Origin of the sequence: Streptomyces coeruleorubidus (assembly GCF_028885415.1) — a bacterium.
GTDB lineage: Bacteria > Actinomycetota > Actinomycetes > Streptomycetales > Streptomycetaceae > Streptomyces > Streptomyces coeruleorubidus_A.
Window position 1 is genome coordinate 6,107,713 of sequence record NZ_CP118527.1, and the last position, 25,286, is coordinate 6,132,998.

General features: G+C 71.1%; 24 protein-coding genes. 14 read left to right on the plus strand and 10 right to left on the minus strand.

Annotated elements, in window-relative coordinates; genetic code table 11:
* The first annotated feature begins 91 nt into the window (after positions 1 to 91).
* Genes PV963_RS28545 through PV963_RS28560 form a run of 4 tightly spaced genes read left to right on the plus strand, consistent with a single transcriptional unit; the run spans position 92 to position 2,904 of the window.
* Positions 92 to 613 (plus strand): phosphatase PAP2 family protein, encoded by a 522-nt coding sequence (locus PV963_RS28545; RefSeq protein ID WP_274818716.1) that lies wholly within the window; start codon positions 92 to 94, stop codon positions 611 to 613.
* Positions 606 to 1,550 carry a decaprenyl-phosphate phosphoribosyltransferase gene (locus tag PV963_RS28550; RefSeq protein ID WP_274818717.1) on the plus strand — a complete coding sequence of 315 codons (945 nt, stop codon included), beginning with the start codon at positions 606 to 608 and terminating at the stop codon, positions 1,548 to 1,550. The genes PV963_RS28545 and PV963_RS28550 overlap by 8 nt, the downstream gene beginning before the upstream one ends.
* Positions 1,547 to 1,999: a GtrA family protein gene (locus tag PV963_RS28555; RefSeq protein WP_274818718.1), complete on the plus strand. Its 453-nt coding sequence runs from the start codon at positions 1,547 to 1,549 to the stop codon at positions 1,997 to 1,999. Before PV963_RS28550 ends, PV963_RS28555 begins: the two co-directional genes overlap by 4 nt.
* Complete coding sequence (locus PV963_RS28560) at positions 1,987 to 2,904, plus strand: YihY/virulence factor BrkB family protein (RefSeq protein ID WP_274818719.1); 918 nt, start codon at positions 1,987 to 1,989, stop codon at positions 2,902 to 2,904. Before PV963_RS28555 ends, PV963_RS28560 begins: the two co-directional genes overlap by 13 nt.
* On the opposite strand, the gene PV963_RS28565 is transcribed toward PV963_RS28560, so the two are convergent.
* Positions 2,852 to 4,159 carry a D-alanyl-D-alanine carboxypeptidase gene (locus PV963_RS28565; RefSeq protein ID WP_342456406.1) on the minus strand — a complete coding sequence of 436 codons (1,308 nt, stop codon included), beginning with the start codon at positions 4,157 to 4,159 and terminating at the stop codon, positions 2,852 to 2,854. The two genes, PV963_RS28560 and PV963_RS28565, sit on opposite strands and share 53 nt — an antisense overlap.
* Positions 4,160 to 4,250: 91 nt before the next feature.
* On the opposite strand from PV963_RS28565, the gene PV963_RS28570 reads away from it, so the two are divergent.
* From PV963_RS28570 to PV963_RS28580, 3 genes are all read left to right on the plus strand, one after another.
* Entirely contained in the window at positions 4,251 to 4,490 is a 240-nt protein-coding gene (locus tag PV963_RS28570) for an SCO4848 family membrane protein (RefSeq protein WP_274818721.1), read from the plus strand.
* A 23-nt stretch (positions 4,491 to 4,513) separates the two neighbouring features.
* The gene (locus PV963_RS28575; protein ID WP_274818723.1) at positions 4,514 to 6,247 is read left to right on the plus strand and encodes a metallophosphoesterase; all 1,734 of its coding nucleotides are present in this window, start codon (positions 4,514 to 4,516) and stop codon (positions 6,245 to 6,247) included.
* 181 nt (positions 6,248 to 6,428) lie between these two features.
* Positions 6,429 to 7,970 (plus strand): ABC transporter substrate-binding protein, encoded by a 1,542-nt coding sequence (locus PV963_RS28580; RefSeq protein ID WP_274818724.1) that lies wholly within the window; start codon positions 6,429 to 6,431, stop codon positions 7,968 to 7,970.
* 36 nt (positions 7,971 to 8,006) lie between these two features.
* On the opposite strand, the gene PV963_RS28585 is transcribed toward PV963_RS28580, so the two are convergent.
* Together PV963_RS28585 and PV963_RS28590 are read right to left on the minus strand one after the other, a co-directional pair.
* Positions 8,007 to 8,753: a TetR/AcrR family transcriptional regulator gene (locus tag PV963_RS28585; protein ID WP_274818726.1), complete on the minus strand. Its 747-nt coding sequence runs from the start codon at positions 8,751 to 8,753 to the stop codon at positions 8,007 to 8,009.
* 264 nt (positions 8,754 to 9,017) lie between these two features.
* Positions 9,018 to 9,593, minus strand: a complete 576-nt coding sequence (locus PV963_RS28590) for a CGNR zinc finger domain-containing protein (RefSeq protein WP_274818728.1) — start codon at positions 9,591 to 9,593, stop codon at positions 9,018 to 9,020.
* A gap of 103 nt (positions 9,594 to 9,696) precedes the next feature.
* On the opposite strand from PV963_RS28590, the gene PV963_RS28595 reads away from it, so the two are divergent.
* Positions 9,697 to 10,869, plus strand: a complete 1,173-nt coding sequence (locus PV963_RS28595) for an epoxide hydrolase family protein (protein ID WP_274818729.1) — start codon at positions 9,697 to 9,699, stop codon at positions 10,867 to 10,869.
* A 126-nt stretch (positions 10,870 to 10,995) separates the two neighbouring features.
* On the opposite strand, the gene PV963_RS28600 is transcribed toward PV963_RS28595, so the two are convergent.
* The 5 genes from PV963_RS28600 to PV963_RS28620 all read right to left on the minus strand — a co-directional run bounded on the left by PV963_RS28600 (position 10,996) and on the right by PV963_RS28620 (position 15,105).
* Positions 10,996 to 11,775, minus strand: a complete 780-nt coding sequence (locus PV963_RS28600) for a succinate dehydrogenase iron-sulfur subunit (RefSeq protein ID WP_274818731.1) — start codon at positions 11,773 to 11,775, stop codon at positions 10,996 to 10,998.
* Entirely contained in the window at positions 11,775 to 13,529 is a 1,755-nt protein-coding gene (gene sdhA / locus PV963_RS28605) for a succinate dehydrogenase flavoprotein subunit (protein WP_274818733.1), read from the minus strand. Before sdhA ends, PV963_RS28600 begins: the two co-directional genes overlap by 1 nt.
* A gap of 19 nt (positions 13,530 to 13,548) precedes the next feature.
* Positions 13,549 to 14,031 (minus strand): succinate dehydrogenase hydrophobic membrane anchor subunit, encoded by a 483-nt coding sequence (locus PV963_RS28610; protein ID WP_274818734.1) that lies wholly within the window; start codon positions 14,029 to 14,031, stop codon positions 13,549 to 13,551.
* A 5-nt stretch (positions 14,032 to 14,036) separates the two neighbouring features.
* Complete coding sequence (gene sdhC / locus PV963_RS28615; protein ID WP_031107855.1) at positions 14,037 to 14,417, minus strand: succinate dehydrogenase, cytochrome b556 subunit; 381 nt, start codon at positions 14,415 to 14,417, stop codon at positions 14,037 to 14,039.
* Positions 14,418 to 14,610: 193 nt separating this feature from the next.
* Positions 14,611 to 15,105: a 2-oxo-4-hydroxy-4-carboxy-5-ureidoimidazoline decarboxylase gene (locus tag PV963_RS28620; protein ID WP_274818738.1), complete on the minus strand. Its 495-nt coding sequence runs from the start codon at positions 15,103 to 15,105 to the stop codon at positions 14,611 to 14,613.
* Between the two features lie 301 nt (positions 15,106 to 15,406).
* On the opposite strand from PV963_RS28620, the gene PV963_RS28625 reads away from it, so the two are divergent.
* The 4 genes from PV963_RS28625 (at position 15,407) to PV963_RS28640 (ending at position 18,786) form a co-directional block, all read left to right on the plus strand.
* A complete protein-coding gene (locus PV963_RS28625) occupies positions 15,407 to 16,966 on the plus strand; it encodes a beta-N-acetylhexosaminidase (protein ID WP_274822137.1) in 1,560 nt (519 codons plus the stop codon).
* A gap of 96 nt (positions 16,967 to 17,062) precedes the next feature.
* The gene (locus PV963_RS28630; RefSeq protein ID WP_274818740.1) at positions 17,063 to 17,569 is read left to right on the plus strand and encodes a hypothetical protein; all 507 of its coding nucleotides are present in this window, start codon (positions 17,063 to 17,065) and stop codon (positions 17,567 to 17,569) included.
* 108 nt (positions 17,570 to 17,677) lie between these two features.
* The gene (locus tag PV963_RS28635) at positions 17,678 to 18,238 is read left to right on the plus strand and encodes a hypothetical protein (RefSeq protein WP_274818742.1); all 561 of its coding nucleotides are present in this window, start codon (positions 17,678 to 17,680) and stop codon (positions 18,236 to 18,238) included.
* Between the two features lie 152 nt (positions 18,239 to 18,390).
* The gene (locus PV963_RS28640; RefSeq protein ID WP_274818743.1) at positions 18,391 to 18,786 is read left to right on the plus strand and encodes a hypothetical protein; all 396 of its coding nucleotides are present in this window, start codon (positions 18,391 to 18,393) and stop codon (positions 18,784 to 18,786) included.
* 2 nt (positions 18,787 to 18,788) lie between these two features.
* Here PV963_RS28640 and PV963_RS28645 read toward each other — a convergent pair whose 3' ends face one another.
* Positions 18,789 to 19,979: a peptidoglycan recognition protein family protein gene (locus PV963_RS28645; RefSeq protein ID WP_274818744.1), complete on the minus strand. Its 1,191-nt coding sequence runs from the start codon at positions 19,977 to 19,979 to the stop codon at positions 18,789 to 18,791.
* Between the two features lie 186 nt (positions 19,980 to 20,165).
* Positions 20,166 to 22,877, minus strand: coding sequence for an N-acetylmuramoyl-L-alanine amidase (locus PV963_RS28650; RefSeq protein WP_274818745.1), 2,712 nt, complete (start codon positions 22,875 to 22,877; stop codon positions 20,166 to 20,168).
* 318 nt (positions 22,878 to 23,195) lie between these two features.
* On the opposite strand from PV963_RS28650, the gene PV963_RS28655 reads away from it, so the two are divergent.
* Together PV963_RS28655 and PV963_RS28660 are read left to right on the plus strand one after the other, a co-directional pair.
* Entirely contained in the window at positions 23,196 to 23,819 is a 624-nt protein-coding gene (locus PV963_RS28655) for an RNA polymerase sigma factor (RefSeq protein ID WP_274818747.1), read from the plus strand.
* Between the two features lie 164 nt (positions 23,820 to 23,983).
* Positions 23,984 to 24,925: a hypothetical protein gene (locus PV963_RS28660; RefSeq protein ID WP_274818749.1), complete on the plus strand. Its 942-nt coding sequence runs from the start codon at positions 23,984 to 23,986 to the stop codon at positions 24,923 to 24,925.
* Positions 24,926 to 25,286: the final 361 nt, after the last annotated feature.

Here is a 25,286-nt window from a genome sequence, read left to right on the forward strand (position 1 = left end):
ACATGGCGCCCCTCCCCGAAACGGGTGATTAATGGGATGTCGCTCAATATTGCCGGAGTTCAGGCCAGGTGGGCGTGAACAGTGAGTCCACATGGACGACCTCGACGACCTGCACGACATGGATCACCGGATCGTTTCGGCCCTCAGGGCGTGCGGCACCGACCCGCGCGTGGCCGGCGCCGCGCGTGCCCTGTCCCGGGCGGGGGAACACGCGGCGCTGTGGCTGGCGGCGGGGCTCGCCGGAGCCGCCGTGGACGGCAGACGGCGCGGCGCCTGGCTGCGCGGCACCGCCCTCACCGTGGGGGCGCACCTCGTCAGCATGGGGGTGAAACGGGTCGTGCGCCGACCGCGCCCCGCGCACGTCGAGCCCCTGGTGCGCACCGCCGGCCGGCACTCCTTCCCCAGCTCGCACGCCACCTCGGCCGCTGCCGCCGCCGTCGCCTTCGGCGCCCTGGGAGCGCGCGCCGTCCCACCGCTCGCCGCCGCCGTGTGCGTCTCGCGGCTGGTGGCCGGCGTCCACTACCCCTCGGACGTCGCGGCGGGCGCGGCCATCGGCGCGCTCACGGCCCGGCTCGGCGCCCGCTGGATGAGGGGAGAGGTCCACCATGACTGAGACGGCCGTCCTGCGGCAGCGCACCCCCCAGGGGCGGTCCGCGCCACCCCGCAAGGGCAGTCTCCTGGCCGGTCTCGTCCGGACCGCGCGGCCCAAACAGTGGGTGAAGAACGTCCTGGTGATCGCCGCCCCGGCGGCCGCCGGCGAGCTCTTCTCCCGGCACGCCCTGACCCAACTCGCCCTCGTCTTCGTCCTCTTCACCGCCTGCGCCGCCGCCGTCTACCTCGTCAACGACGCCCGCGACGCCGAAGCCGACCGCGCCCACCCGACCAAGCGCCACCGCCCGGTCGCCGCCGGACAGGTCCCCGTGCCCGTCGCCTACGCCGTCGGCGGCTGCCTCGGCCTGCTCGCGCCCGCCGTCGCGGCCTGGCTCTGCTCCCCGGCCGTCGCCGCCCTGCTGACCGCCTACCTCGGCATGCAACTGGCCTACTGCGTCAGCCTCAAGCACGTCCTCGTCGTCGACCTCGCCGTCGTCACGACCGGCTTCCTGATGCGGGCGATGGTCGGCGGGATCGCCCTCGGCATCCCGCTGTCACGCTGGTTCCTGATCACCACCGGGTTCGGCGCGCTGTTCATGGTGTCGGCCAAGCGCTACTCCGAAGCCGTGCAGATGGCCGGAAAAGCGGGCGCCACCCGCGCGTTGCTCACCGAGTACACCACCGGCTACCTCCGCTTCGTCTGGCAGCTCGCGGCCGGTGTCGCCGTCCTCGGCTACTGTCTGTGGGCCATGGAGGAGGGCGGCGTCCCGCACACCAGCGTGCTGCCCTGGCGGCAACTGTCCATGGTCGCCTTCATCCTCGCCGTCCTCAGGTACGCCGTCTTCGCCGACCGCGGCACGGCCGGCGAACCCGAGGACGTCGTCCTGCGCGACAGGGCGCTCGCCCTCATCGGCCTGGTATGGGTGGCGATGTACGGCCTGGCGGTGGCCAATTGGTGACCACGCGCGCGTGGTCGAGCCCCACGGCCCCCGGCCGCCGGGAGCTCCTGGGTTTCGCCACCGTCGGTCTCCTCGCCTACGCCGTCGACCTGGCCCTGTTCACCTGCCTGCGCGGCCCCGCCGGACTCGGCCCGCTCACCGCCAAGGCCCTGTCCTTCGTGGCGGCCTGCTCGGTCGCCTACGCGGGCAACGCCCTCGGCACCTACCGGTCCACCCGGATCCGGGGCCTGCGCCCGTACGCCACCTTCTTCGCGGTGAACCTCGCCGGTGCCGCCGTCCAACTGCTCTGCCTCGCCGTCAGCCACTACGGCCTCGGGCTCACCTCGCAGCGCGCGGACACCGTCTCCGGCGCGGTCATCGGCATGGCGCTGGCCACGATTCTGCGGTTCTGGGGTACCCGTACATGGGTCTTCCGGGCGGAGGGCAGAGTCGGATCATGGACTGGCTGAAAAAGCTCCCGGTCGTCGGGCCGTGGGCGACACGGCTGATGATCACCCACGCGTGGCGGTCGTACGAGCGGCTGGACCGAGTGAAGTGGACGCGGCTGGCCGCCGCGATGACCTTCACGAGTTTCGTGGCGCTGTTCCCGCTGCTGACGGTGTCCGCCACCATCGCCGCCGCCACGCTCAGCACGGAGCAGCAGGACAGGCTCCAGGACAAGATCGCCGAGCAGGTGCCCGGCATCTCCGACCAGTTGGACATCGCCGGGCTGGTGGAGAACGCCGGCACGATCGGCCTCATCGCGGGCGCCCTGCTGCTGTTCACCGGCATCAGCTGGGCCGGTTCGATGCGCGAGTGCCTGCGCGCGGTGTGGGAGCTCGACGACGAGGAGGAGAACCCGGTCCTGCGCTACGCCAAGGACGCGGGCGTCCTGATCGGCCTCGGCGGCGCGCTCCTGGTCACCATCGCCGCCTCCGCCGTCGCCTCCGCCATGGTCGGCTGGATCACCGGGCAGCTCGGCATCGACGAGGGCGGCTGGAGCGGTGTCCTGCTGCACATCGCCGCGTTCCTGATAGCCGTACTCGCCGATTTCCTGCTGCTGCTCTACGTCCTGACGCTGCTGCCCGGCGTCGAGCCCACGCGCCACCGCCTGGTCGTGGCGGCGCTGACCGGCGCGGTCGGCTTCGAACTGCTCAAGCTGCTGCTCAGCGGCTACTTGCAGGGCGTGGCCGCGAAGAGCATGTACGGCGCGTTCGGCGTGCCCGTCGCGCTGCTGCTGTGGATCAACTTCACCTCGAAGCTGGTGCTGTTCTGCGCCTCCTGGACGGCGACGCAGAGCAAGGAGGAGGAACTCCCGGGCGTCACGGACGAGTCCGGCGGCGCACCAGATCCGGCAGCGGCCAACGGCGGTTGACCAGGAACGCGCCGCCCGCGAGCAGCACCAGCACACCGCCGGTGATGCCGAGCGCGATCCCGATGCCGCTGGAGCCGCCCGCCGCCGGGGCGCTGGCCACCGGCTTCGAACCGGTCCCGGCCGTGCCGCCCGCGCCGTTCCCGGAGCCACCGGCCTCGCCGGAGGGGTTCGCGCCGGGCTGGGCACCGGACTGCGCGGCGCTCTTCGGCGGCACCAGCTCGCCCACGGGCTGCACCTTCCCGGCCGCCTGGAAGCCCCAGTCGAACAGCCGCGCGGTCTCCTTGTAGACCTCGTTGGGCTCGTCCTTCTCCGGGTTCATCACCGTGACCAGCAGCACCTTGCCGTTCCGCTCGGCGACACCGGTGAAGGTGGCGCCCGCGTTGGTGGTGTTGCCGTTCTTGACGCCGGCGATGCCCTGGTAGACGGGCAGGCCCGTGTCGCCGCTCAGCAGCCGGTTGGTGTTCTGGATCTCGAAGGACTTGCGGACCGTCTTGCCCTTCTTGTCCTTCTTCGTCTCACCAGGGAACTTCGCGCTGACCGTCGAGGCGTACTCGCGGAAGTCCTTCTTCTGCATCCCGGAGCGGGCGATCAGCGTCAGGTCGTAGGCGGAGGAGACCTGCCCTTCGGCGTCGTAGCCGTCCGGGCTGACGACGTGCGTGTCGAGGGCCTGGAGCTCCTCGGCGTGCTCGTTCATCTCCTTGACGGTGTTCTCGACGCCCTTGTTCATCGCGGACAGCACGCGCACGGCGTCGTTGCCGGAGCGCAGGAAGACGCCGAGCCACAGGTCGTGGACCGTGTAGGTCTCCTCCTCCTTTATCCCGACCATGCTGGAGCCCGAGCCGATGCCCGCCAGGTCGGAGGGAGCGACCTTGTGCTCGGCCGTCCTCGGGAACTTCGGCAGCAGCGTGTCCGCGAACAGCATCTTCAGCGTGCTCGCCGGGGCCAGTCGCCAGTGCGCGTTGTGCGCGGCCAGCACGTCACCGGACTCGGCGTCGGCGACGATCCAGGAGCGGGCGCTCACGTCCTTCGGCAGCACCGGCACGCCGCTCGCGAGGTTCACCTGCGTCCCCGGCTGCCCGAGCCGGGCGCCGCCCACGGCCGACATCGACGCCGGGGGAGTGACCGAGGGGCTCGCCGACGGGCTGCCCGAAGGGCTCGGGGCCGCGACGGCGGCGGGTGCGGCCAGGGCGAGGGACGACAGGGCGGCGGAGGTGACCAGCAGGGATCGCCTGGCGGTCTTTTTCGGAACGGGCACGATCGGAAACGTACATGCCGTACGGGGGGAAGTCCCGCCGGTGCCCCCACCCCGGGAACGGAACCGGACAGCCTCTGGCGATACTGGTCTGATGAAGCTCACCCGCCCCGTCTCCTGGTTCCTGCTCGCCTTCGGGGTGTGGAGCTGGGTCATCTGGATCACTTTCGTCAAGAACCTTGTCAAGGACAGCAGCGGGCTCGCCTTCGACGACGGTCATCCCACGGCGTACTTCTGGGTGCACCTGCTGCTCGCCGTCGTTTCCTTCGTATTGGGGACGGCCATCGGGGCCATCGGGTTGCGTGGTCTGCGCGCACTGCGCCGGACGTCATAACGGAAATCGGGAGACACGACACCGTGCCCATCGTCTTCGTGCTCGTCGCGACCCTCGTCCTGGCCGTCATCGTGACGGCCAACTGGTACGTGTGGCGCCGCCTGTTCCGCGACACGACCCGCGGCCCGGGCCTGACCCGCCGCGCGGGCGCGGTCCTGATCGCCGGTGGCTGGACCCTCGCGATCACGGCCCTGGTCGCCGAACGCTCGGGCGCCCCGTTCTGGCTCCAGCAGGTCCTCGCCTGGCCGGGCTTCCTGTGGCTGGCCCTGTCGATATACCTGCTGCTGGCGGTGGTGGCGGGCGAGGTCGTACGCCCTGTGCTGCGGCGGTTCCTGGAACGACGGGCGAGATCGACGACGGGGCCGGGCCCGCATCCCGACATGACAGCCGACCCGGAGGGGAACGGCAGCGCGGGCGCGCCCGCCGGGGCAGCCGCCCCGCAGACCTACCGGGACGATGCGGTGCCCGCCGGCGCGGCGAGCGCCGGGCCGCAGGGGGAGGGCGGCGCGGGTGCGCCCCGGGGGGCTTCCGCCGTCACGACGGTGGCCGCCTCGCAGGGGGACGGTGACCCGGGTGCGCCGCGTGCTGCGACGGCAGCGGCCTCGCAGGTGAACCCGGGCGGAGCAGCGTCTGCTCCCGCGTCGACCGCGGGCCCGCAGGAGGACGGCGACGCGGGCGGGCCCGCCGGTGCACCGGCTGCCGCGACGGCAGCGGCCTCGCAGGTGGACCGGGGCGATGGAGTGGCCGGACCGCACGAGGACGGCGGTGCGGGTGCGTCCGGCGTGGTAGCGGCGGCCGGGCCGCAGGCGGACGGCGGCGTAGTCGCGCCCGCTTCCCTCGCGGCCGCCTCCTCTCCGGGCGCTCCCCACCCGCAGACCGACAACACCCCCGAGGGCTCGTCCCAGCCGCTCACCGCACCCGCCCCCTCCGGGCCCTCCCGCCGCCTCTTCGTCTCCCGCGTCGTCGCCGGGGCCGCCGCGGCCGCCGCTGTCGGGACCGTCGGGTACGGGACGTACGGCGTACTGCGTGGGCCCAAGGTGAAGCGGGTCACCGTGCCGCTGGCCAAACTGCCGCGCGCGGCGCACGGGTACCGGATCGCCGTGGTCAGTGACGTTCACCTCGGCCCGGTCCTGGGCCGCGGCTTCGCGCAGAAGGTCGTCGACACGATCAACGCGACCCAGCCCGACCTGATCGCGGTCGTCGGCGACCTGGTCGACGGCAGTGTGAAGGACCTGGGGCCCGCGGCAGCCCCGCTGGCCCAGCTGAGGGCCCGTCACGGGTCCTACTTCGTCACCGGGAACCACGAGTACTTCTCCGGCGCCGAGCAGTGGGTCGAGGAGGTCCGGCGCCTCGGCCTCGACCCCCTGGAGAACGCCCGCAGGGAGCTGCCGCACTTCGACCTGGCCGGAGTCAACGACCTGACCGGTGAGGACGAGGGCCAAGGCCCCGACTACGCCCGGGCCCTCGGCGACCGCGACACCGCACGTGCCTGCGTGCTCCTCGCCCACCAGCCCGTGCAGATCCACGACGCCGTCGAGCACGGCGTGGACCTCCAGCTCTCCGGCCACACCCACGGCGGCCAGCTCTGGCCCGGCAACCTCCTTGCCGCCGCCGCCAACCCGACCGTCGCGGGCCTGGAGCGCTACGGCGACACCCAGCTCTACGTCTCACGGGGCGCGGGCGCCTGGGGCCCGCCCACCCGGGTGGGGGCACCGTCGGACATCACGCTGGTCGAGCTGGCGTCGAGGCAGGCCTGACCCTGTGTGAGCGCTGTGAAACCGGACCGAAACGACCATCGGTAAGTTCTTTCCCAACTCGGCAGATCTCCCTTCCGCCAGGTCAAACACCTGTGATTGGGTGAGGCCGCCGCAAAAGGGTGTGGCACTGGCACGAGGGCCCAAGGGCCTCGGGAGGGCAAGGCCGATGCGATCGGTTCGCATGCGGATACTCGCGGGACTGCTCGTCCTGGCAGTCGCGGGGGTGGGAGCCTGGCAGCTCGTGCCGTCGAAGAAGGACGGCGGGACCATCACCGTCGGCACGACGGACGCCGTCACGTCCCTCGACCCGGCCGGCGCCTACGACGCCGGTTCCTGGGCGCTGTTCAGCAACGTCTTCCAGTCGCTGCTCACCTTCGCCCCGGGCGGCACCACACCCGTACCGGACGCGGCCAGGAGCTGCGCGTTCGCCGGCGGCGATCTGACCACGTACCGCTGCGAACTGCGCTCCGGCCTCACCTTCCCGAGCGGCCGGAAGATGACCGGCGAGGACGTGAAGTACTCCTTCGACCGGATCATGAAGATCAAGTCCCCGGTCGGCCCGGCGCCCCTGCTCGACACCCTCCGTTCCGTGGACGCCGACGGGCCGACCGTCACCTTCCACCTGTCCTCGCCCGACGCCACGTTCCCGTTCAAGGTGGCCACCGGCGCTGGCTCGATCGTCGACCACACCGCGTACCCGGCCGACAAGCTGCGCACCGGCGACGGTGTCGACGGCACCGGCCCGTACACCCTCACCTCCTACACGAAGGACGACAAGGCGGTCCTCGCGCCCAACAGCCGCTACCAGGGCGCCGTCAAGGGCGGCGCGGACCGGCCCGTCGAACTGCGCTACTACGCCACCCCCGACGCCCTGGACACCGCCTGGAAGGACAAGCAGGTCGAGGTCGCGACCCGCCAGCTGCCGCCCGATGTCCTCGCCGGCCTGAACCCGAGCGACCCGACGCAGCGCGTCTTCGAGGAGGACGGCTCCGAGACCCGCAACCTGTACTTCAACACCCGCGCGGGCAAGCCCCTGCACGACGCGAAGGTCCGGCAGGCCATGGCGTGGCTGGTCGACCGCGAGCGGCTGGCCGCCACCGTCTACGACGGCACCGTCGACCCGCTGTACTCGCTGATCCCGGCGGGCATCACCGGGCACACCGCCTCATTCTTCGACGACTACCCCGGCCCGGACCCGAAGAAAGCGCGGCAGTTGCTCACCCGGGCCGGCGTGAGCCTGCCGGTCCGCTTCACCTACGGCTACGCCAAGGGCCGCGGCGCCGGTGCGCAGGAGGCCGCCGAGATCAAGCGGGAGCTGGAGGCGAGCGGCCTGTTCAAGGTCTCCCTCCAGGGCTACGAGTGGACCGACTTCCAGAAGCGGTGGGCGAGCGGCGAACTCGACGCGTACGCCGTCGGCTGGGTCGCCGACTTCCCCGACCCGGACACCTTCGGGGCCGCGCTCGTCGGCACCGGCAGCGCCATGAACACCGGCTACAGCAGCAAGACCGTCGACCGGCTCATCCAGGACAGCCAGCGCTACGCCGACCGCGGCGAAGCCGACCGGGACTTCCGCTCGGTGCAGCAGACCGTCGCCAGGGACGTGCCGGTGCTGCCGCTGTGGCAGGCCAAGGAGTACGTCGTCACCACCGAGGACGTCGGAGGCGGCCAGTATCTGTCGGACGGCACGGGCGTGTTCCGCCTCTGGAGCCTCGCCGGAATCTGACGCCGTGCTTCGGGCGCCGTGCTTCGGGCGCCGCGCTCAGGCGCCGGTGCGACGCGGTGCCGCCGGATCCGGGATCGCCCGCGTCATCCCCGGCAGGAAGTCCGTGAACAGCTCGTGCACCTCGCGCACGAGAGGCCGCAGCACCCGGAAGCGGGCCAGGGCGACGCCCCGCGCGGTGAGCCGGGCACCGCGCTCGGCCAGCCGGTAGCTGCGCTCCCGTCCCTCCGTCCGGTCGAAGATCCAGTACAGGACGAGCCCCATGTGGGACAGCCACATCAACTCGGGCAGGATGTCCCGCAGTTCGTCGGGCACCTTGCTCTTCGTCGCCCCGGCCAGCACCTCCCGGAGGACGCTGATGGCCTCCTCGCGCGCGTGCTCCGACTCCGGGGAGAAGGGGCTGAGCGGGCTGTCCGGGTCGGCGGCGTTCTTGAAGAACTGCACCGCGAACTCGTGGTACGGCGCGGCGATGTCCAGCCACGCCCGCAGCACGCCCGCGAGCCGGGCCTCCAGATCGGTCTCCCGGTCCAGGATCTCCCGGACCGCCACCTGGTGCTCGGCGGCGATCCGGTCGTAGAAGCCCTGGATCAGGTGCTCCTTGCCCTCGAAGTAGTAGTACGCGTTCCCGACGGAGACCCCGGCCTCCTTGGCGATGGCCCGCATCGTCGTCTTGTCGTAGCCGCGCTCCTGGAACAGCCGCATGGCCGTCTCCAGGATCAGGGCGCGGGTCTGCTCGGACTTGGTCGGGGTGGCGCCGTCGTCGGGGCCGTCGTTCTTCGCGGGCACGGAAAGAGAGCCTAACGTCAGCGCCTCGGCACCCGGCGCGCGGCGCAGGTGCCGTCGGCGCAGCTCGGCGCGGTGCAGGATCAGCCGGGGTCCGGGTCGTACGCCCACCCGTCGGCCCGCCGGTACACCCGGCCGCCCCACTGTGCCCCGCCCCGCTGCCCCCGGTTCCACCGCCTGATCCGGCTCAAGGCGTTGCCCGACGGCTTCGACGTACTGATTGAGGGCGTTGATCGAAGGCGACGGATGGCTCTCAGTGAGTAACGATCACTCCGCTGATCCGGGGTTTTTGCGCCGGTTGGCATTGAAGCGCGCTTTCTTCTGACGATTCCCACACGTGTTCATGTCACACCATTTGCGGGTGCGACTTTGGCTGGTGTCGAAGAACGCGGCTTGGCAGGTTGGCGATGCGCACAAGGCCAATTTTCCGTCTCGTTCGCCTGCGATGATGCTGATCGCGTCGGCGGCGATCACGCTGAGGGCATCCTCCACGCAGGAAGCCGAGCTGAGCCGCCATCGCCGCTTGCCCTCGGGCGTCAGGATGGCCGCGGCCCGCCCCTGAGCGCTGCAGTCATTGATGACTTGGACGGCAGACGCAGGGAGAGCGTCCTGGAGCGCGGCCGCTGTCGCGGCGGCGTGGATCGACTCCCGCAGCTCCCGCGCGAGGTCGAGCTGGGCAGTGGTGCAGGAGTCCACGGCGAGGCCGTTCACTGCCAGCCAGTCGATGAGTCGGTGCGGCGTGGGAATGCGCTCCACGGCGTTGCCGTGACGCTCCGACAGAGTCCCCGTGAAGCTGGTCGCCAGCACGTTACCGAGGCGGAAGTCAGGGAAGGCAGCACACATGGAACCACCTTAGCCGGTTGCAGCGTGGGTCGGAGAACTGTTAGAACCTTCTTAGCCGGTTCGCGATGGATCGTGGCCGGTTCCGCGATGGCCAGGAGGTCTCATGCCCCGTCCAACCAGCGACGTGCAAGCATTTGAAGCCCACGCGACTGACGCTGACCTCGACGATCTGCGCGCGCGACTAACCGCGGCGCGACTACCGGAGGCTGAGACGGTCTATCGCGCCGCGCCCGACCCTCGCCGATGGGAACAGGGCGTTCCTCTCGCCGACCTCGTCGATGTCGTGAACTACTGGCGCACCGGGTACAACTGGCGGTCGTTCGAAGAGCGCCTCAACCGGATCGGCCAGTTCCGCACGACCATCGATGATCTGGGAATCCACTTCCTGCACCGCCGATCCGCGCGCGCAGATGCCACTCCTCTGATCTTGACGCACGGCTGGCCGGACAGCATTGCCCGGTTCATCGATGTAGTGGACGAGCTGGCAGATCCGAAAGATGCAGACGCGCCTGCGTTCCACGTCGTGGTCCCGTCGCTACCCGGCTTTGGTTACAGCGACAAGCCGGCCACCACCGGGTGGGGAACCGAAAAGATCGCGGCCGCATGGGTGGAACTGATGGGAAGGCTCGGCTACAGCAAGTTCGCAGCCCACGGTGGCGACTGGGGAGGCAATATCACCACGGTTCTCGGCGGCAGGTTCCCGGCACACGTGCTCGGCATCCACACAACGTTCGCAGAGGGACCGCCCGGGTTGTCAACGGACGGGCTGACGGCGGTCGAGCGCGAGTGGACCGAGGAAACCCGTGATTTCTGGCACCGACGCGCGGCGTACGCGAAGCAGCAGGCGACCCGACCGCAGACCATCGGCTACTCGCTCGTCGACTCACCGGTCGGGCTTCTTGCCTGGATCCTTGACAAGTTCGCCGAGTGGTCAGACACCGAGGACAGCCCGTTCGAGACGATTTCCAGAGACCGGGTTCTTGACGACGTCACCCTGTATTGGCTGACGCGGACCGGCGCATCGGCGGCCCGCATCTACTACGAAAGCCACAACTCGCTGGACCCCGAACTTCGGGTCGACGTCCCGTCAGCCCTCACTATGTATCCCCGCGACGTCGAGAAGTGTCCGCGCCCCTGGGCACAGGAGCGGTACCGGCAAATCGTCCGATGGAGGTCGCCCGAAAGCGGGGGACATTTCCCGTCGCTGGAGGTTCCCGAGTATTTCGTCAAAGATCTGCAGGAGGGCCTCGCGGCAGTGCTGGCCGCTAATCGGTGAACGCGGCCCGGCGACCCGCGGTGTCACCAGCAGCAGGTCGGCAGACCGTTCGCCCATGAAGTGGGCCGGGCCCCGCTCCGGCTCGAAACCGGCAACGGGGCCCTCACAGTCGTACGGCAGACGACCTCAGTAACGGCGCGTGATCAGCGCCCTCTTCACCTCGGCGATCGCCTTCGTGACCTCGATGCCGCGCGGGCAGGCGTCCGTGCAGTTGAAGGTCGTGCGGCAGCGCCAGACGCCGTCGCGGTCGTTGAGGATCTCCAGGCGCTGCTCGCCCGCCTCGTCACGCGAGTCGAAGATGAAGCGGTGCGCGTTGACGATGGCCGCCGGGCCGAAGTACTGGCCGTCGTTCCAGAAGACGGGGCACGAGGTGGTGCAGGCCGCGCAGAGGATGCACTTCGTCGTGTCGTCGAAGCGCTCGCGGTCCTCGGCCGTCTGCAGACGCTCGCGCGTGGGCTCGTTCGTGTCCTTCGTGATGAGGAAGGGCATGACGTCCCGGTACGCCTGGAAGAACGGCTCCATGTCCACGACCAGGTCCTTCAGGACCGTCAGGCCCTTGATGGCCTCGACTGTGATCGGCTTCTCGGGGTTGATGTCCTTGATCAGCGTCTTGCAGGCCAGACGGTTCTTGCCGTTGATCCGCATCGCGTCCGAGCCGCAGATGCCGTGGGCGCAGGAGCGGCGGAAGGTGAGGGAGCCGTCGAGTTCCCACTTGATCTTGTGGAGGGCGTCGAGGACGCGCTCCTTCGGGTCGATCTCCAGCTGGAAGTCCTCCCAGCTGGCCTCCGCCGCGACCTCCGGGTTGAACCGGCGGATACGGAAGGTGACCGTGATGTAGGGGGAGTCGGCGAAACCGGGCTCGGGCTTGCCGGCCGCGTCTTTCTTGTCCAGAACAGGGGTAGCCATCAGTACTTACGCTCCATCGGCTGGTAGCGGGTCTGGACGACCGGCTTGTAGTCGAGACGGACGGTTTCGGAGCCGTCGGCGCCGACCTCGCGGTACGCCATGGTGTGGCGCATGAAGTTGACGTCGTCGCGGTTCGGGTAGTCCTCGCGGTAGTGACCGCCGCGGGACTCCTTGCGGGCGAGCGCGGAGACCGCCATGACCTCGGCGAGGTCGAGCAGGTTGCCCAGCTCGATGGCCTCCAGCAGGTCGGTGTTGAACCGCTTGCCCTTGTCCTGGATGGACACGTTCTTGTAGCGCTCGCGCAGCTCCGCGATCTTCTCGACCGCCGTCTTGATCGTCTGCTCGGTGCGGAACACCATGACGTTGGCGTCCATGGTCTCCTGGAGCTCGCGGCGCAGCGTCGTCACGCGCTCGGTGCCGGTGGAGTCGCGCAGCATCTCCACCTGCTTGATCACGAACTCGGCCGGGTCCTCCGGCAGCTCGACGAAGTCCGCCGTCTGGGAGTACTCGGCCGCGGCGATGCCGGCCCGCTTGCCGAAGACGTTGATGTCCAGGAGCGAGTTGGTGCCGAGGCGGTTCGCGCCGTGCACCGACACGCAGGCGACCTCGCCGGCCGCGTACAGGCCGGGGACCACGGTCGTGTTGTCGGCCAGGACCTCACCCTCGACGTTCGTCGGGATGCCGCCCATGGCGTAGTGGGCCGTGGGCTGGATCGGGATCGGGTCCGTGTACGGCTCGATGCCGAGGTACGTACGGGCGAACTCCGTGATGTCGGGCAGCTTGGCGTCCAGCTGCTCCGGCGGGAGGTGGGTGAGGTCGAGGTAGACGTGGTCGCCCTCGGGGCCGCAGCCACGGCCTTCCCGGATCTCCGTGTAGATGGAGCGGGACACGACGTCACGGGACGCGAGGTCCTTCATGACCGGCGCGTACTTCTCCATGAAGCGCTCGCCGTCCTTGTTGCGGAGGATGCCGCCCTCACCACGGGCGCCCTCCGTCAGCAGGATGCCCATGCGCCAGATGCCGGTCGGGTGGAACTGGAAGAACTCCATGTCCTCCAGCGGGATGCCCCGGCGGTAGACCGCCGCCTGGCCGTCACCCGTCAGCGTGTGCGCGTTCGACGTCACCTTGAAGAACTTGCCGCAGCCGCCGGACGCGTAGATCACGGCCTTCGCCTGGAAGACGTGGATCTCGCCGGTGGCCAGCTCGTACGCCACCACACCGGCCGACCTCTTGACGCCGTCGACCTCGGTGATCAGCTGGTCCAGGACGTAGAACTCGTTGAAGAACTCCACGCCCTCCTTGACGCAGTTCTGGTACAGCGTCTGGAGGATCATGTGGCCGGTGCGGTCGGCCGCGTAGCAGGAGCGGCGGACCGGGGCCTCGCCGTGGTTGCGGCTGTGACCGCCGAAGCGGCGCTGGTCGATCGTGCCGTTCGGGGTGCGGTTGAACGGCAGGCCCATCTTCTCCAGGTCGAGGACGGAGTCGATGGCCTCCTTCGCCAGGATCTCGGCGGCGTCCTGGTCGACCAGGTAGTCACCGCCCTTGACCGTGTCGAAGGTGTGCCACTCCCAGTTGTCCTCCTCCACGTTGGCCAGCGCGGCGGCCATGCCGCCCTGCGCGGCGCCCGTGTGGGAGCGGGTGGGGTAGAGCTTGGTGAGCACGGCGGTGCGGCTGCGCTTCGTCGACTCGATGGCGGCGCGCATACCGGCGCCACCGGCGCCGACGATGACGGTGTCGTACTTGTGGATCTTCATGATTCTCGCAGCCCCGTGCCTAGCGGATGTTCGGGTCGAAGGTGAAGATCACCAGCGTGCCCAGCAGGATGGTGAACACCGTGGCGGTGTAGAGCAGGCCCTTGAGCCACAGCCGGGTGTTCGCGCGCTCCGCGTAGTCGTTGATGACCGTGCGCAGGCCGTTGGCGCCGTGCAGCATCGCGAGCCACAGCATCAGCAGGTCCCAGACCTGCCAGAAGGGGCTCGCCCAGCGGCCCGCCACGAAGGCGAAGCCGATCTTGGAGACACCGCCGTCCAGCACGAGCTGGATCAGCAGGTGGCCGAGGACCAGCACGACCAGCACCACGCCCGACAGGCGCATGAACAGCCAGGCGGCCAGCTCGAAGTTGCCCCGGGTGGTCTTCGGGGTCTTCTTGGTGCGCTTGCGCGGGGCCTCGATGAGGGGCGCCGGGTTGTCGACGGTGTAGACGGCGCCGCTCTCGACGGGGCCGACGCCCGCAGCGGTCTTCTCAGTCGTGGACATTGGCGTCAGCTCCCGAACAGTTCACGAGCGGCGTGGCCGAGAACGGGGTAGATCGCCCCGAGCATCAGCACGACCCACAGGGCGACGACGGTCCAGAGCATCTGCTTCTGGTAGCGGGCGCCCTTGATCCAGAAGTCGACGGCGATGACTCGCAGACCGTTGAGCGCGTGGAAGAGGATGGCGGCGACGAGGCCGTACTCCAGCAGCGCGACGATCGGCGTCTTGTACGTGGCCACGACGGTGTCGTAGGCCTCGGGCGACACACGGACGAGTGCGGTGTCCAGCACGTGAACGAACAGGAAGAAGAAAATGAGGACGCCGGTGACTCGGTGAGCCACCCAGGACCACATTCCTTCCCGGCCGCGGTACAGCGTTCCAGCCGGCACGGAAGTTTCCTCCGGGAGCGGGGATTGGGGCCGCGCCGGCTTGGTGTGTCGGTCGGGCCCGGCCGGGTACGGTCCACCGGCCCCCAGCATCGTAGCGATGCGCTGCCGCCGGGCTGAGCCGGGGTCTGGCTGTGTGATCAAACTGGCATGCGTACGGGCTAGGCTTCGGCGGCTTCTGGGGTGGGGTGTCCTGTTATCTGCCGGGTGCGGGTTGCGTGTGGCTGGTCGCGCAGTTCCCCGCGCCCCTGAGGGTGCTGACCAGCCGCGCCCTTGCGAGGCGCCGTAGCTCTTCCGCCACCACCACGCGTTCTTCCTCCGGATCGTTGGTCAATCGTGACCGGATGCCCTCGAGGAGGTGGTCCAGACACTCGCTCTGCGGCACCCCCTCCAGGCAAATGACGAACACATGTCCGAAGCGGGCCTCGTAGGCCGCGTGGGCCGCGCTGAGGGCCGTGTGGGCCGCGGAGTAGGTGTCCGGCGGGAGGGGTGGCAGGGACTCGGCTGCCAGGGCCTCGGTCAGGTCGGGCCAGGTCAGGTCGTAGGCCGCCTCGTCCGCCGCGGCCAGCAGGGAGTTCAAGTCCGGGTAGGGGCGGTGTTCCGCGACGCGCCGCGACCAGCGGGGGCTGCGCAGGCAGGACAGGAGCGTCTGCTCCAGGGCCTCGGCGGAGGCTGCGTTGAAGTGCTCCACCGGTATGGCGAGTCGGCCGGGGAGGTCTGGGAGACGGTGCGCAGGCAGCGTGTGTCCTCGTGGGCGTCACGTGTGTCGGCAGGGCAATGTTGTGAGAGATGTGACGTCACGCTATCGAGTACGACCATGACGTGTCCGACGGATGCCCGAATTTCACCCGGGAGAGAGAGATTCGGAACGCGTGGTGGACGCGCGCCGGACGGGGCCGGGTCTTAGGTTGGCGGGTGTGAGTCAGCACAGGCGCCGGGTTCCGGCGAAGCAGACGAAGCAAGGGAAACAGCGGCAGGTACCGGTCGTGGCCATGGCCGTCGCCCTGGTCGTGGTCGCGGCCGGGGTGAGTCTGGGGCTCTGGGCGGTCTCGGGCGGCGACGGCGGGCCGGAGGCCAGATCCTCCCAGGGCCGGACCGCGGCCGCCCCGAGTCCGAGCCGCTCGTACGCCCTGTCCAAGGCGCCGCAGACCATCCCCGCCGTGCGCGAGCACACCGCGGCGCGCGGCCCGGGCTGGCGTCCCGCGAGCGGGAACCGCGTCGTCGTGGACGACCCGGCGCTGGCCGACGAGGGCCGGCTGATCGCCGGCGAGCTGGGGCTGACGTACGAGGGCGAGAAGGACGACCGGCGTGCCGGGGACCTACGGCTGACGCTGAACGAGGACAAGGGCGCGAACCCGGAGTCGTACGTCATGAATGTGCGCGGCGGGCGGGTGGAGATCAGCGGGCCCGCCGACGCGGGCGTCTTCTACGGCACCCGCACCCTCAAGCAGGAGGTGCACGACGGCGGCACGGCGCCCGAGGGCGTGGTGCGGGACGAGCCTGCCAAGGCGCAGCGCGGGTTCATGCTGGACATCGCGCGCAAGAACTTCACGGCCGGCTGGATCGAGGACCGGATCCGGGAGCTGGGCGATCTGAAGTTCAACCAGCTCGGTCTGCACTTCTCCGACGACCAGGGCTTCCGGATCGAGTCCACATCGCACCCCGAGGTCGTGTCCCGGCAGCATCTGACCAAGGCGCAGGTCCGGAAGATCGTCGACCTCGCAGAGAGCCGGCACATCACGGTCGTGCCCGAGATCGACTCGCCCGGGCACCTCGGCGCGGTCCTCGACGCCCACCCCGACCTCCAGCTGCGCACCGCGCAGGGGTCGGCGGTGCAAGGGGCCATCGACATCTCCAAGAGCGAGAGCGCCGACATCGTCGACGATCTGCTGAACGAGTACGCGGACCTGTTCCCGGGCGGGCCGTGGCACCTCGGCGGCGACGAGTACCAGGCACTGGTGCGCTCCGACCCGGAGGCGTCGTTCCCGCAGCTGGCCGCAGCCGCGCGGGAGAAGTACGGCTCCGGCGCGACGGTCGCCGACCTGACCACCGGCTGGCTCAACGACCGGGCCGACACCGTCCGCGCCCACCAGCGCACCCCGCGCGCGTGGAACGACGGCTTCTTCCGCGGCACCTCCGTCAAGGCCGCCGAGGACATCCAGGTCGCCTACTGGACGGGCAAGGAGATCGGCGCCCGGCAGCCGGCGGAGTACCTGGCCGAGGGCCGCAAGGTGATCAACTACAACGACGAGTTCCTGTACTACGTGCTCGGCCAGCCGCAGACCTTCGTCTATCCGACGGGGCAGCGGATCTACGAACAGTGGACGCCACGGGTGCTGCGCGGCACCGCGGCCGTGCCGGAGCGCTACGACGGGCAGATCCTCGGCGGGTCCTTCGCCGTCTGGTGCGACCTCGCGAACTCGCAGACGCAAGACCAGGTGGCGGCCGGGATCCGGATGCCGCTGCGGGCGACCGTCCAGAAGCTGTGGGACCCCGACAGGCCCGAGCTGTCCTGGGCGGAGTTCCGGGCACTTGCGGACAGGCTCGGCTGACCACGCGCGAATTGGCCCGTACGGCTGCGAACCGTCGTACGGGTGTGGTGGTCTTCTGGGACGAGCCGAATCGAATATGCCGGGGGGAACCGGAGCATGGGGTACTGGGGGTACTTCGTCGTGGGCCGTGGGGAGCGGCCGCTGACGGAGCTGGACGCGCTGGCGGGGGCGACGGAGGCGATGGCGCGGCGCACCTCGGCGCCGGGCGGGTGGCAGGTCTGGGAGTACCCGAGCAGCGACGGCGACGTCGGGAACATGAACGCCCTCGCCCGGGAGACCGGGGCGCCCGCGCTCTTCGGGTACGTCATGAACAGCGAGTGCGTGGTGCTGGAGGCCGCGGCGCCGGAGAGCGGGACGTGGACGACCTGCCTCGCCCGGGCCGCCACGGCGGGGTACCTGGGGGCCGGCCGGGAGGGCCTCACGCTGGAGGACTACTTCCTCGAACCTCGCGACGCCGCCGAGCGCGCCGTCCGCTGGGCCGCCGAGGCCGGGCACGAAGTGAACGCCGACGCGCTGGTGGACGTACTCACTTCAGACCCCGATCCCCTGGCCGAAAATCTCTTCTTCCGCTTCCTCGACCGGCTGGGCGTAGTGCCCCTGTGACGTTCCGGGCCCGTTGCACGCAGTAAGGGGAAGTGCGGGTTCCGTGAGGGGTGAGGGCTGGAAGCGGCCTGGTAGGGCCCCGGACAAGGCCCGCGGAGGGAGACGTGGATGAGCCTGGTGGAGTTGATCGCGCAGGCCGACGAACGCGGGCTGGCCGCGAGCGGGCTGGCTTGTCTGGATCGCTGCGTGCCCCTGCTGGGCGGCGACGACGAGACCCTGCGGCCGCTGTGGGCGAGCCTCGCCGACGGAGCCGGTGCCGACGACTGGACCGAGCGGCTGGAGCAGACGCGCGTGAAGCTGGACGGTGCCGGCGCCGGCACCGAGGACGAGGCGGTCGTGCTCGCCCACCGGATGCTTCAGGCCGCCCCCGCCGAGCGGTCCGCCGCCGAGGTGCGGGTGTGGGCCGACGCCTGCTCCGTCGCCTCCCTCCAGATCCACCGGCTCCTCGACACCGCCGAGGACGAGGCGTCCTCGGTCGATGCCCGCCGTAAGGGGCGGACGCAGGGCATGTCCCCGCTCGTCGCCGCGGAACTGCGCCGCCAGATCACCGTCCTGGAGGTCATGGCCGGCCACGGCCCGGCCGGGCTGCGGCGGGCGGTGGAGGTGTCGACCGAGGGGCGGCGGGTGCTGCGCGCGGTCGTCTCGCGCCGGAGTCGGCAACAGGGCTGAGAACCGGGCCGCCGGGCCTCCGACCGGCCTAAACCCGCTTCCTGGGAGAGTCCTGTGACTGTCGTGAGGCCGAGGTGGGGTGGTCCTGCACCGCTTCGGCGAAGTCGACGATTCCGTGTGACGAAACGCCACGCCGCAGCGCTATCCGGGATGTGACGACTCAAGCGGAAACCAGGCCCTCGGCTGCGGCGAAGCCGTTGCGGTGGGCGGCGGACACGGTGGCGACCATGCGCGAGGGAGCACGGCTGCACCTCGACTACTCGGCACAGAGTCTGTGGAGCATCGACCGGATGATCGAGGGGATACGGCGGGAGGGCACGCCGTACGCCGCCGTGCGGGAGGTGCTGCGCGGTTTCGGGGCCTACGCCGGTGAGGTGATGGCGCGTCAGACCGGGGCCGAGTGGTGGGCGACGGGCGGCGACCACTGGATCCGCACCCCCGACGGACGCCTCTGGGACCCGATCGACGAGGCCCGCCGCTGTTACGCCGGGCACGGCTCGCTGCGCCTGCTGTGCCGGGACGCGACGAGCGCCGCGCCCCGGCGGTAGCGTCAGCGCGCGAGCACCACCGTGACGTCATCGGTTCGGGGTTCGGTCGGCTCCGGGGCCGGCCCCTTGGGTGTGGCGGCCTTCCCGGCGAGGGTGCGGATCTCGGGCAGGTCGTCGTAGAGGTTCTGTCCGGGGCACTCGGTCGGGTAGCCGTCGCGGTGGCCGGAGATGCGGTGCAGCGTGGCCTTCTGGCCCGCCTTGTACTTGCCGTTGTCGGCACCGGCGGTCAGCACCACCGTCCCGGTCGGGTCGAAGCCGTACAGGCCGAGCTTCCAGGCCGCGACCTTGGCGACCGACTCGCGCACGGCGCTGTTCGCGGTCGTCGTGTTGTAGTCGCCGAGCACCGAGATGCTGCTGGTGCCGGTGTTGAAGCCGTAGGTGTGCGCGCCGAGGACGGGCTTGTCGATGCCGCCCGCACGGCCCTCGAAGACCGTGCCGCACTTGTCGACGAGGAAGTGGTAGCCGATGTCGTTCCAGCCGTTGCTTCGCACGTGGTAGAGGAACACGCCGCGCACGATCGACGCCGACTCGGCGCAGGTGTAGTCGTTGGTGCCCGCGGTGTGGTGGACGAACATCGCCCGGGTGCCGGTGGTGTAGGTGGGCGGGTCCTTCACCAGGGACTCGTCGGCACCCCAGGCGGAACGTGAGGTGACGGCGGGACGTTCGGCGTGGGGCCCACCGGCGGCCGGCCCGACGACGCCCGGTTCGACGAAGCCCGGTTCGACGACCGTGGTGTGCACGGCGTCCGACCCGCCGTCCGGATCGACCAGCTCGACGCGCAGCCCCTCGGGCAGCCGCGCGCCCGACACCCGCACCTGGACGCCGTCCGAGGGCCCGGTCCACAGCGGCTGGGTGCCGCCGCGGACCCCGGCGCGGTGGCGGTCGGGGCCGGTCTCGGGCGTCCGGACGTCGGTGTCGAGTGCGCGCCACGTGCTCCATTGGCCGCTCTCGTGGGAGCGGGTGCGCACGTGCGCGGTGCCGTCCAGGGCCGCGTCCGGGTCGTCCCAGGTGACACCGATCATGCTGAACGGCTCGGTGGTGCGCGGGGCGAGGGACCGCTCGTGCGGGTCACCGTCCGGCACCCGGACGGTGTGTACGCCGTCGGAGGAGGAGGCCCGGGCGGGCTGGGTCAGGCCGAGCGTGCCGGCGGCCAGGGCGGTGGCGACGGCGGTGTGCAGCAGGAGGCGTGTCATTCGCGGCTCGATTTCGGTCCTCTGGGGGGCGATGGATGCGGTGATCGTCATCGTCTTTCCCCCCTGTGGAGCCGTCCGTTCGGTCTGCCGGAGAAATCCGGCAAACGGCGGAGGAGCGGCGCAGGACCGGCAGGGGCCCCGTGCGGTGCGGGGCCCCTGCATGTCGTCACCTCGGCGGGCGAGTTGTCACGGCGTCAGCGTCTGGCCCAGGTAGGCGTCCGTCGGGGTGCCCAGCGTGGACTTGCTGAAGATGACGGAGTCGGCGTAGCCGAGGCCGGTGCTGTTGCTCGGCAGGTGCAGCAGGATGCCGTCGCCCCCGTCCTCGCCCTCGGCGCCGAACGTGAGGTCCGCCCGGCCGAAGCCGGACAGGTCCGTCAGCGACACCGAAGAGCCGAAGCGGTCGCCGGTCTCCGTGGAGCCCGGGACGCCGGAGGTGTCCTGCGAGATCCCCACCGAGCCGGAGCCGGTCAGACCGGACGCGGTGCCCTTGACGAGGATGGCGTTGCCCGCGTCGGCGCGGTTGGCGCCGTCCCGGGTCAGGTCCTCGCCCGGGGCGCCCGCGAGGGCGTCCGCGTAGCCGTCGGCGTTGTAGTCGCCGACCGAGACGGAACTGCCGAGGGCGTCACCGGACTCGTTGCCGCCCGGGACGTACGCCGTGTCCTGGTGGATCACGGTCATGCCGGTGGTCGTGAAGCCCGTGGACGTGCCGGGGACCATGGTGATCTGGCCGCCGGACTGGCCGCCCGACTCGGACGTGACCGGCTGGCCGATGACGATGTCGTCGTAGCCGTTGCCGTTGACGTCACCGGCCGCGAGGGAGCGGCCGCCCTTGACGGAGATGACGCCCACCTTGGTCAGACCGGTCGCCGAGCCCGCGAAGCGGACCACGCGGCCGATGCCGCCGGTGTCGCGGTAGTTCAGGGCGATGTCCGCGTAGCCGTCCCGGTTGAAGTCGCCGGTCGCGGCGTCGAGGTAGGAGACGGCGCCCGTGGCCGTGGTGAGCGTGCCGTACTTCGTGGCGCCGCCGGTCAGCCGGGCGTTCCAGTTGCCGCCCTTGCCGGTGCCGGCGGAGAAGACGTCCGCCTTGCCGTCGCCGTTGAAGTCGCCGACGGCGACCGTGGAGCCGAGCTTGGCGCCCGTCGAGGTGACCCCTGACGTGGTGTAGGAGAAGCCGGTGTCGAGGGTGGGGCCGTACACCACCGTGACCGAACCGCGGTCGGCGTGGCCGCTGGTGTCGTCCTCGCCGGGGGCGCCGATCGCGAGGTCGGCGTAGCCGTCGCCGTTGACGTCGCCCCACGCGCTGGAGGTGCCGAAGCCGTCACCGGACTCGTGGGAGCCGGGGACGCCGGGGCTGTTCTGGGTGAGCGTCACCCTGGCGGCGGTGACCGGGCCGTCGATGCCGCCCGGGACGACGGTGACGCTGCCGCCGCCGCTCAGGGCCTTCGGCGTGCCCGCGACCAGGTCGGTGACGCCGTCCCGGTTGTAGTCGGAGGTGGCGAGGGCGTGCGAGATGCCCGGGGTCTTGGCGACCTGGGCGATCCGGGAGAGCTGGGAGTAGAGGTTCGCGCCGGGGCAGGCGGTGGCGTTGGTGTCCCGGTGGCCGAAGACCCTCGGCAGTGTGATCGAGGTGCCCTTGGCGACCTTGTTGCCGTCCTGGCCGGCCGGGCTGCCGGAGGTGAGCGTCACCTTGCCGGTCGGGTCGATGCCGTACATGCCGAACTTCCAGGCCACGAGCCGGGAGATCGCGTCGAGCGCGGCGCGGCTCGGCCGGGCCTTCTCGAAGTTGCCGATGTAGGAGATGCCGACGGTGTCGGTGTTGAAGCCGACGTCGTGGGCGCCGGTGACCGGCAGGTCCATGCCGCCGCTGCGGCCCTCGAAGATCTGGCCGCACTTGTCGACGACGAAGTTGTAGCCGATGTCGTAGTAGCCGCGCGCGAAGTGCTCCTGCTGGATGGAGCGCATCCGGGCCCGTGACTGGGCGCAGGACAGGGTGTTGTCGCTGTCCATGCCGGTGTGGTGGACGACGGCGGCCTTGATCTCGGTGCCGTAGGCCGGTGTGCCGTCGTAGTCCGTGGAGGCGCCCCACTCCGCCTGCGTGATGACCGGCGGCTTGACGACCGTGGAGGGGCGGGGCGCGGGGACCGTGGGGGTCGGGGAGGGGGAGGCCGTCGGGGACGGGGAGGCGGGCGTGGACGGGGACGCCGTGTCGCCGGGGGTGCCGGTCGGCTGGGCCGTCTCGGTGGGGGTGACCGTCTCGGCCGGGGGCTGGGTCGGGTCCGTCGGGTCCGTCGTCGGCGGGGCGGGGGTCGTCGGCTCGGGCGTCGGGGAGGCGGTCTCCTCGGCGTAGGCCGCGGGCCGGATGCCGCCCTTCGGGTCGGTGCCCGGGTCGAGGAGCTTCACGTCCATGCCGGCGGGCTGGCCGCCCGCCTCCGTGCCGTCCGCGTTCACGACACGCACCTCGACGCCGTCCGCGTCACCGGTCCACAGGGACTCGGTGCCGCCGCGCAGCGCGGCCCGCTCGCCCTCCGCGCCGTCGGCCTGACTCGGTTCGGCGGACAGCTTCTGCCAGCCGGACCAGCGCCGGCTCTCCAGATCCCTGGTCCGCACCTGAGCCGTGCCCCGGACCGGGGCGTCGGGGTCGTCCCAGGTCACCAGCACCGCGCTGAACCGGTCCGTGTCCTGCTTGGCCAGGCCCTTGCGCCCGGAGCCCTTGTCCTTGAGCTTCACGGTGTGGACGGCCGGCTTGCGGCTCTGGGACGCGCCGTCGGACCGGCCGGGCGGATCGGCCACCGCGTACGTGACGACCCCCGCTCCGCTCAGGACGACCGCGCCGATGGTCAGCCACGCCCGTCTTTTCAGACTGAGCGGTTTGTACGCACGCGTGCTGCGAGGACTCAACTACCCCACCCCTAGAACTGGACACATTCGCACCTGGCGTCACACAGGTGCCACTCACTCAGCGCACATCTGTGGCCAAACGTCACCCGGTTGTGCCCCTGCCGCCGTGCTCGCGGTACCGACCGGTGCATGCCGCACGGCACGGGCGCCTGCCGCACTGCTGTGACGTTTCTCCGCGGCTCGGCGCTGATCATCATGGAGGACGTGGCATGGACGCGTTCCCCGCGGTGCGGGCGCACCGGGCAGGGCACTCCGGGCATCCGGGATGTTCCGCCCGGAGCGGATCGCCGGCGAACTCGGTACGGACGAGGACGGTTCTTGGGCCACGGAGGGGAACCCCGGCGCGCGCAGGCGCGCGACGGGGAACTGGGCGCGGCCGTCGAGCGGGCCCAGAGCGGTGACGAGGCGGCCTTCGCGGTCGCCTACCGGATCGTGCAGCCCGGACTGCTCGGCTATCTGCGCGGACTGGTCGGGGAGGACGCGGAGGACGTGGCCTCCGAGGCCTGGCTGGAGATCGCCCGGGACCTGGGGCGGTTCAAGGGCGACGGGGCCGGGTTCCGGGGCTGGACGGCGACCATCGCCCGGCACCGGGCGCTGGATCATCTGCGCCGCCAGCGCGTACGGCCGAGGTCGTCCGCGCTGGAGCAGGACGTCCTGGACCTGCCGGGGCCGCACAGCACCCACGACCAGGCGCTGGAGGCCATGTCCACCGAGCAGGCCCTGCGGCTGGTCAGCGGCCTGCCGCAGGACCAGGCCGAGGCCGTGCTGCTCCGCGTCGTGGTGGGGCTGGACGGACCCGCCGCCGCCCGCGTCCTGGGCAAGCGGCCCGGGGCCGTACGGACAGCCGCGTACCGGGGCCTGAAACGCCTCGCCACCCGGCTGGGCGCGGAAGGTGTGACGGATGAGGCTCCCAGGACGCTGGGGGAGTCGAATGAACGATGACGGCGGGCCGGGCGGAACTCCCGGGCCCGGTGCCCTGAACGGGGCGGATGAGCGAGACGTATGGATCGGGCCCGGAACGCCGGGCCGGTCGGCCGGGCCGGCCGGGTCGTACGGACACGGCGGGCACCGTGGGACGTGTGGATCGAGCAGGGACGGAACAGAACATGGGTGAACATCAAAGCGACGGCGGATTTCCGGGCCGCCGACGTGTGCACCCTGGGTGTTCCGCGTACGGCCACCGGGCGGCGCGGGACGCCGACGGCCGGCTGCCCGGCCCTCACGGAGCCGGCCTCGACAGCCCGGGCTTCGGCTCCCGCCGCGTCCTCGACGAGGCAGAGCTGGAGGCGCTGCTCGTGGCCGCCCTCATCCGGGACCGGATCGACGCCGAGGCCGAGCAGCGGGCCGTGGCCGCGTTCCTGGCCGCCCGGGACGCCGGCGCCCATCGCGCCCGCACCCGCCGCCGGGACGACTGGCGGTCCAAGGAGCGGCGGCATCCGGGGCGTTCGCTGAAGGCCACGCTCTCCGTGCTGCTCGCCAGTCTCACGCTGGGCGGGGTCGCGGTCGCGGCGATCGGCTCGGTGGGCTCCACGGACGGCGCCGACGACCGCGGTCGCCCGCCCGCCCCCACGCGCTCTTCCGGTTCCTCGACGGACGGGCCCACCGGCACCGCACCCGGTTCCGCGACCGGCTCTCCCTCCGCGCGCCCGGACCGCCCCGCCCCCTCCCGGGACACCGAGGCCCACTGCCGCGCCTACGAGCAGGTCGACGGCCGGGGCTCCGCCATGGACGCGACGGCCTGGAAGCGCCTCGTCGAGGCCGCGGGCGGTGAGAGGAACGTCACGGCGTACTGCGCCAGGCAACTGGCCGAGGCCGAGGCGAAGCCCGGCGGCACCGCCAAACCGGAGAAGAGTGCGAGCGCCCCCGGATCCGCGGGCGTCGACAACCGCTCGGGCAGCGCGGACAATGGCGCCGGCAACGCGGACAACGGCGCCGGCAGCGCGGACAACGGATCGGGTGCCGCGCAGAGCGGCGGGGACGGCGCTGCCGACGGTGCCTCGTCCGGGGACAAGGGCAAGCCCGCCCAGCCCAACGACCGCCGTCCGTAGCAGAATTCGGCAACAGGAGCCAGAGAGCCACGTGTCCACGCCCGGCTGCACCGCCCAGGTGCCTGGCCGCACCGTCAGGGTGCCTGGCCGCATCTCCAGGATTCCGGTGGGTCCCGCCTTGGCAACGGCCGGGGCCGCCACCCCCCACAGGAGAGGCCCCGGCCGTCGCGCGGCACGGGCCGCGCGGCGGCCCGTACTACCTACAGCGCCTCGGGTGCGTTTTCTGTCACACCCCACCGTGTCACGGCTTAGTTGCATCCTGGGCGGACATGGACGGGGAGTGGTTTCAGGTCGTAACGTGCCATTCGCGCCAACGCGGAGGCACCAAGACCACCGCAACCACCTGCGGTCCTGCTACCGC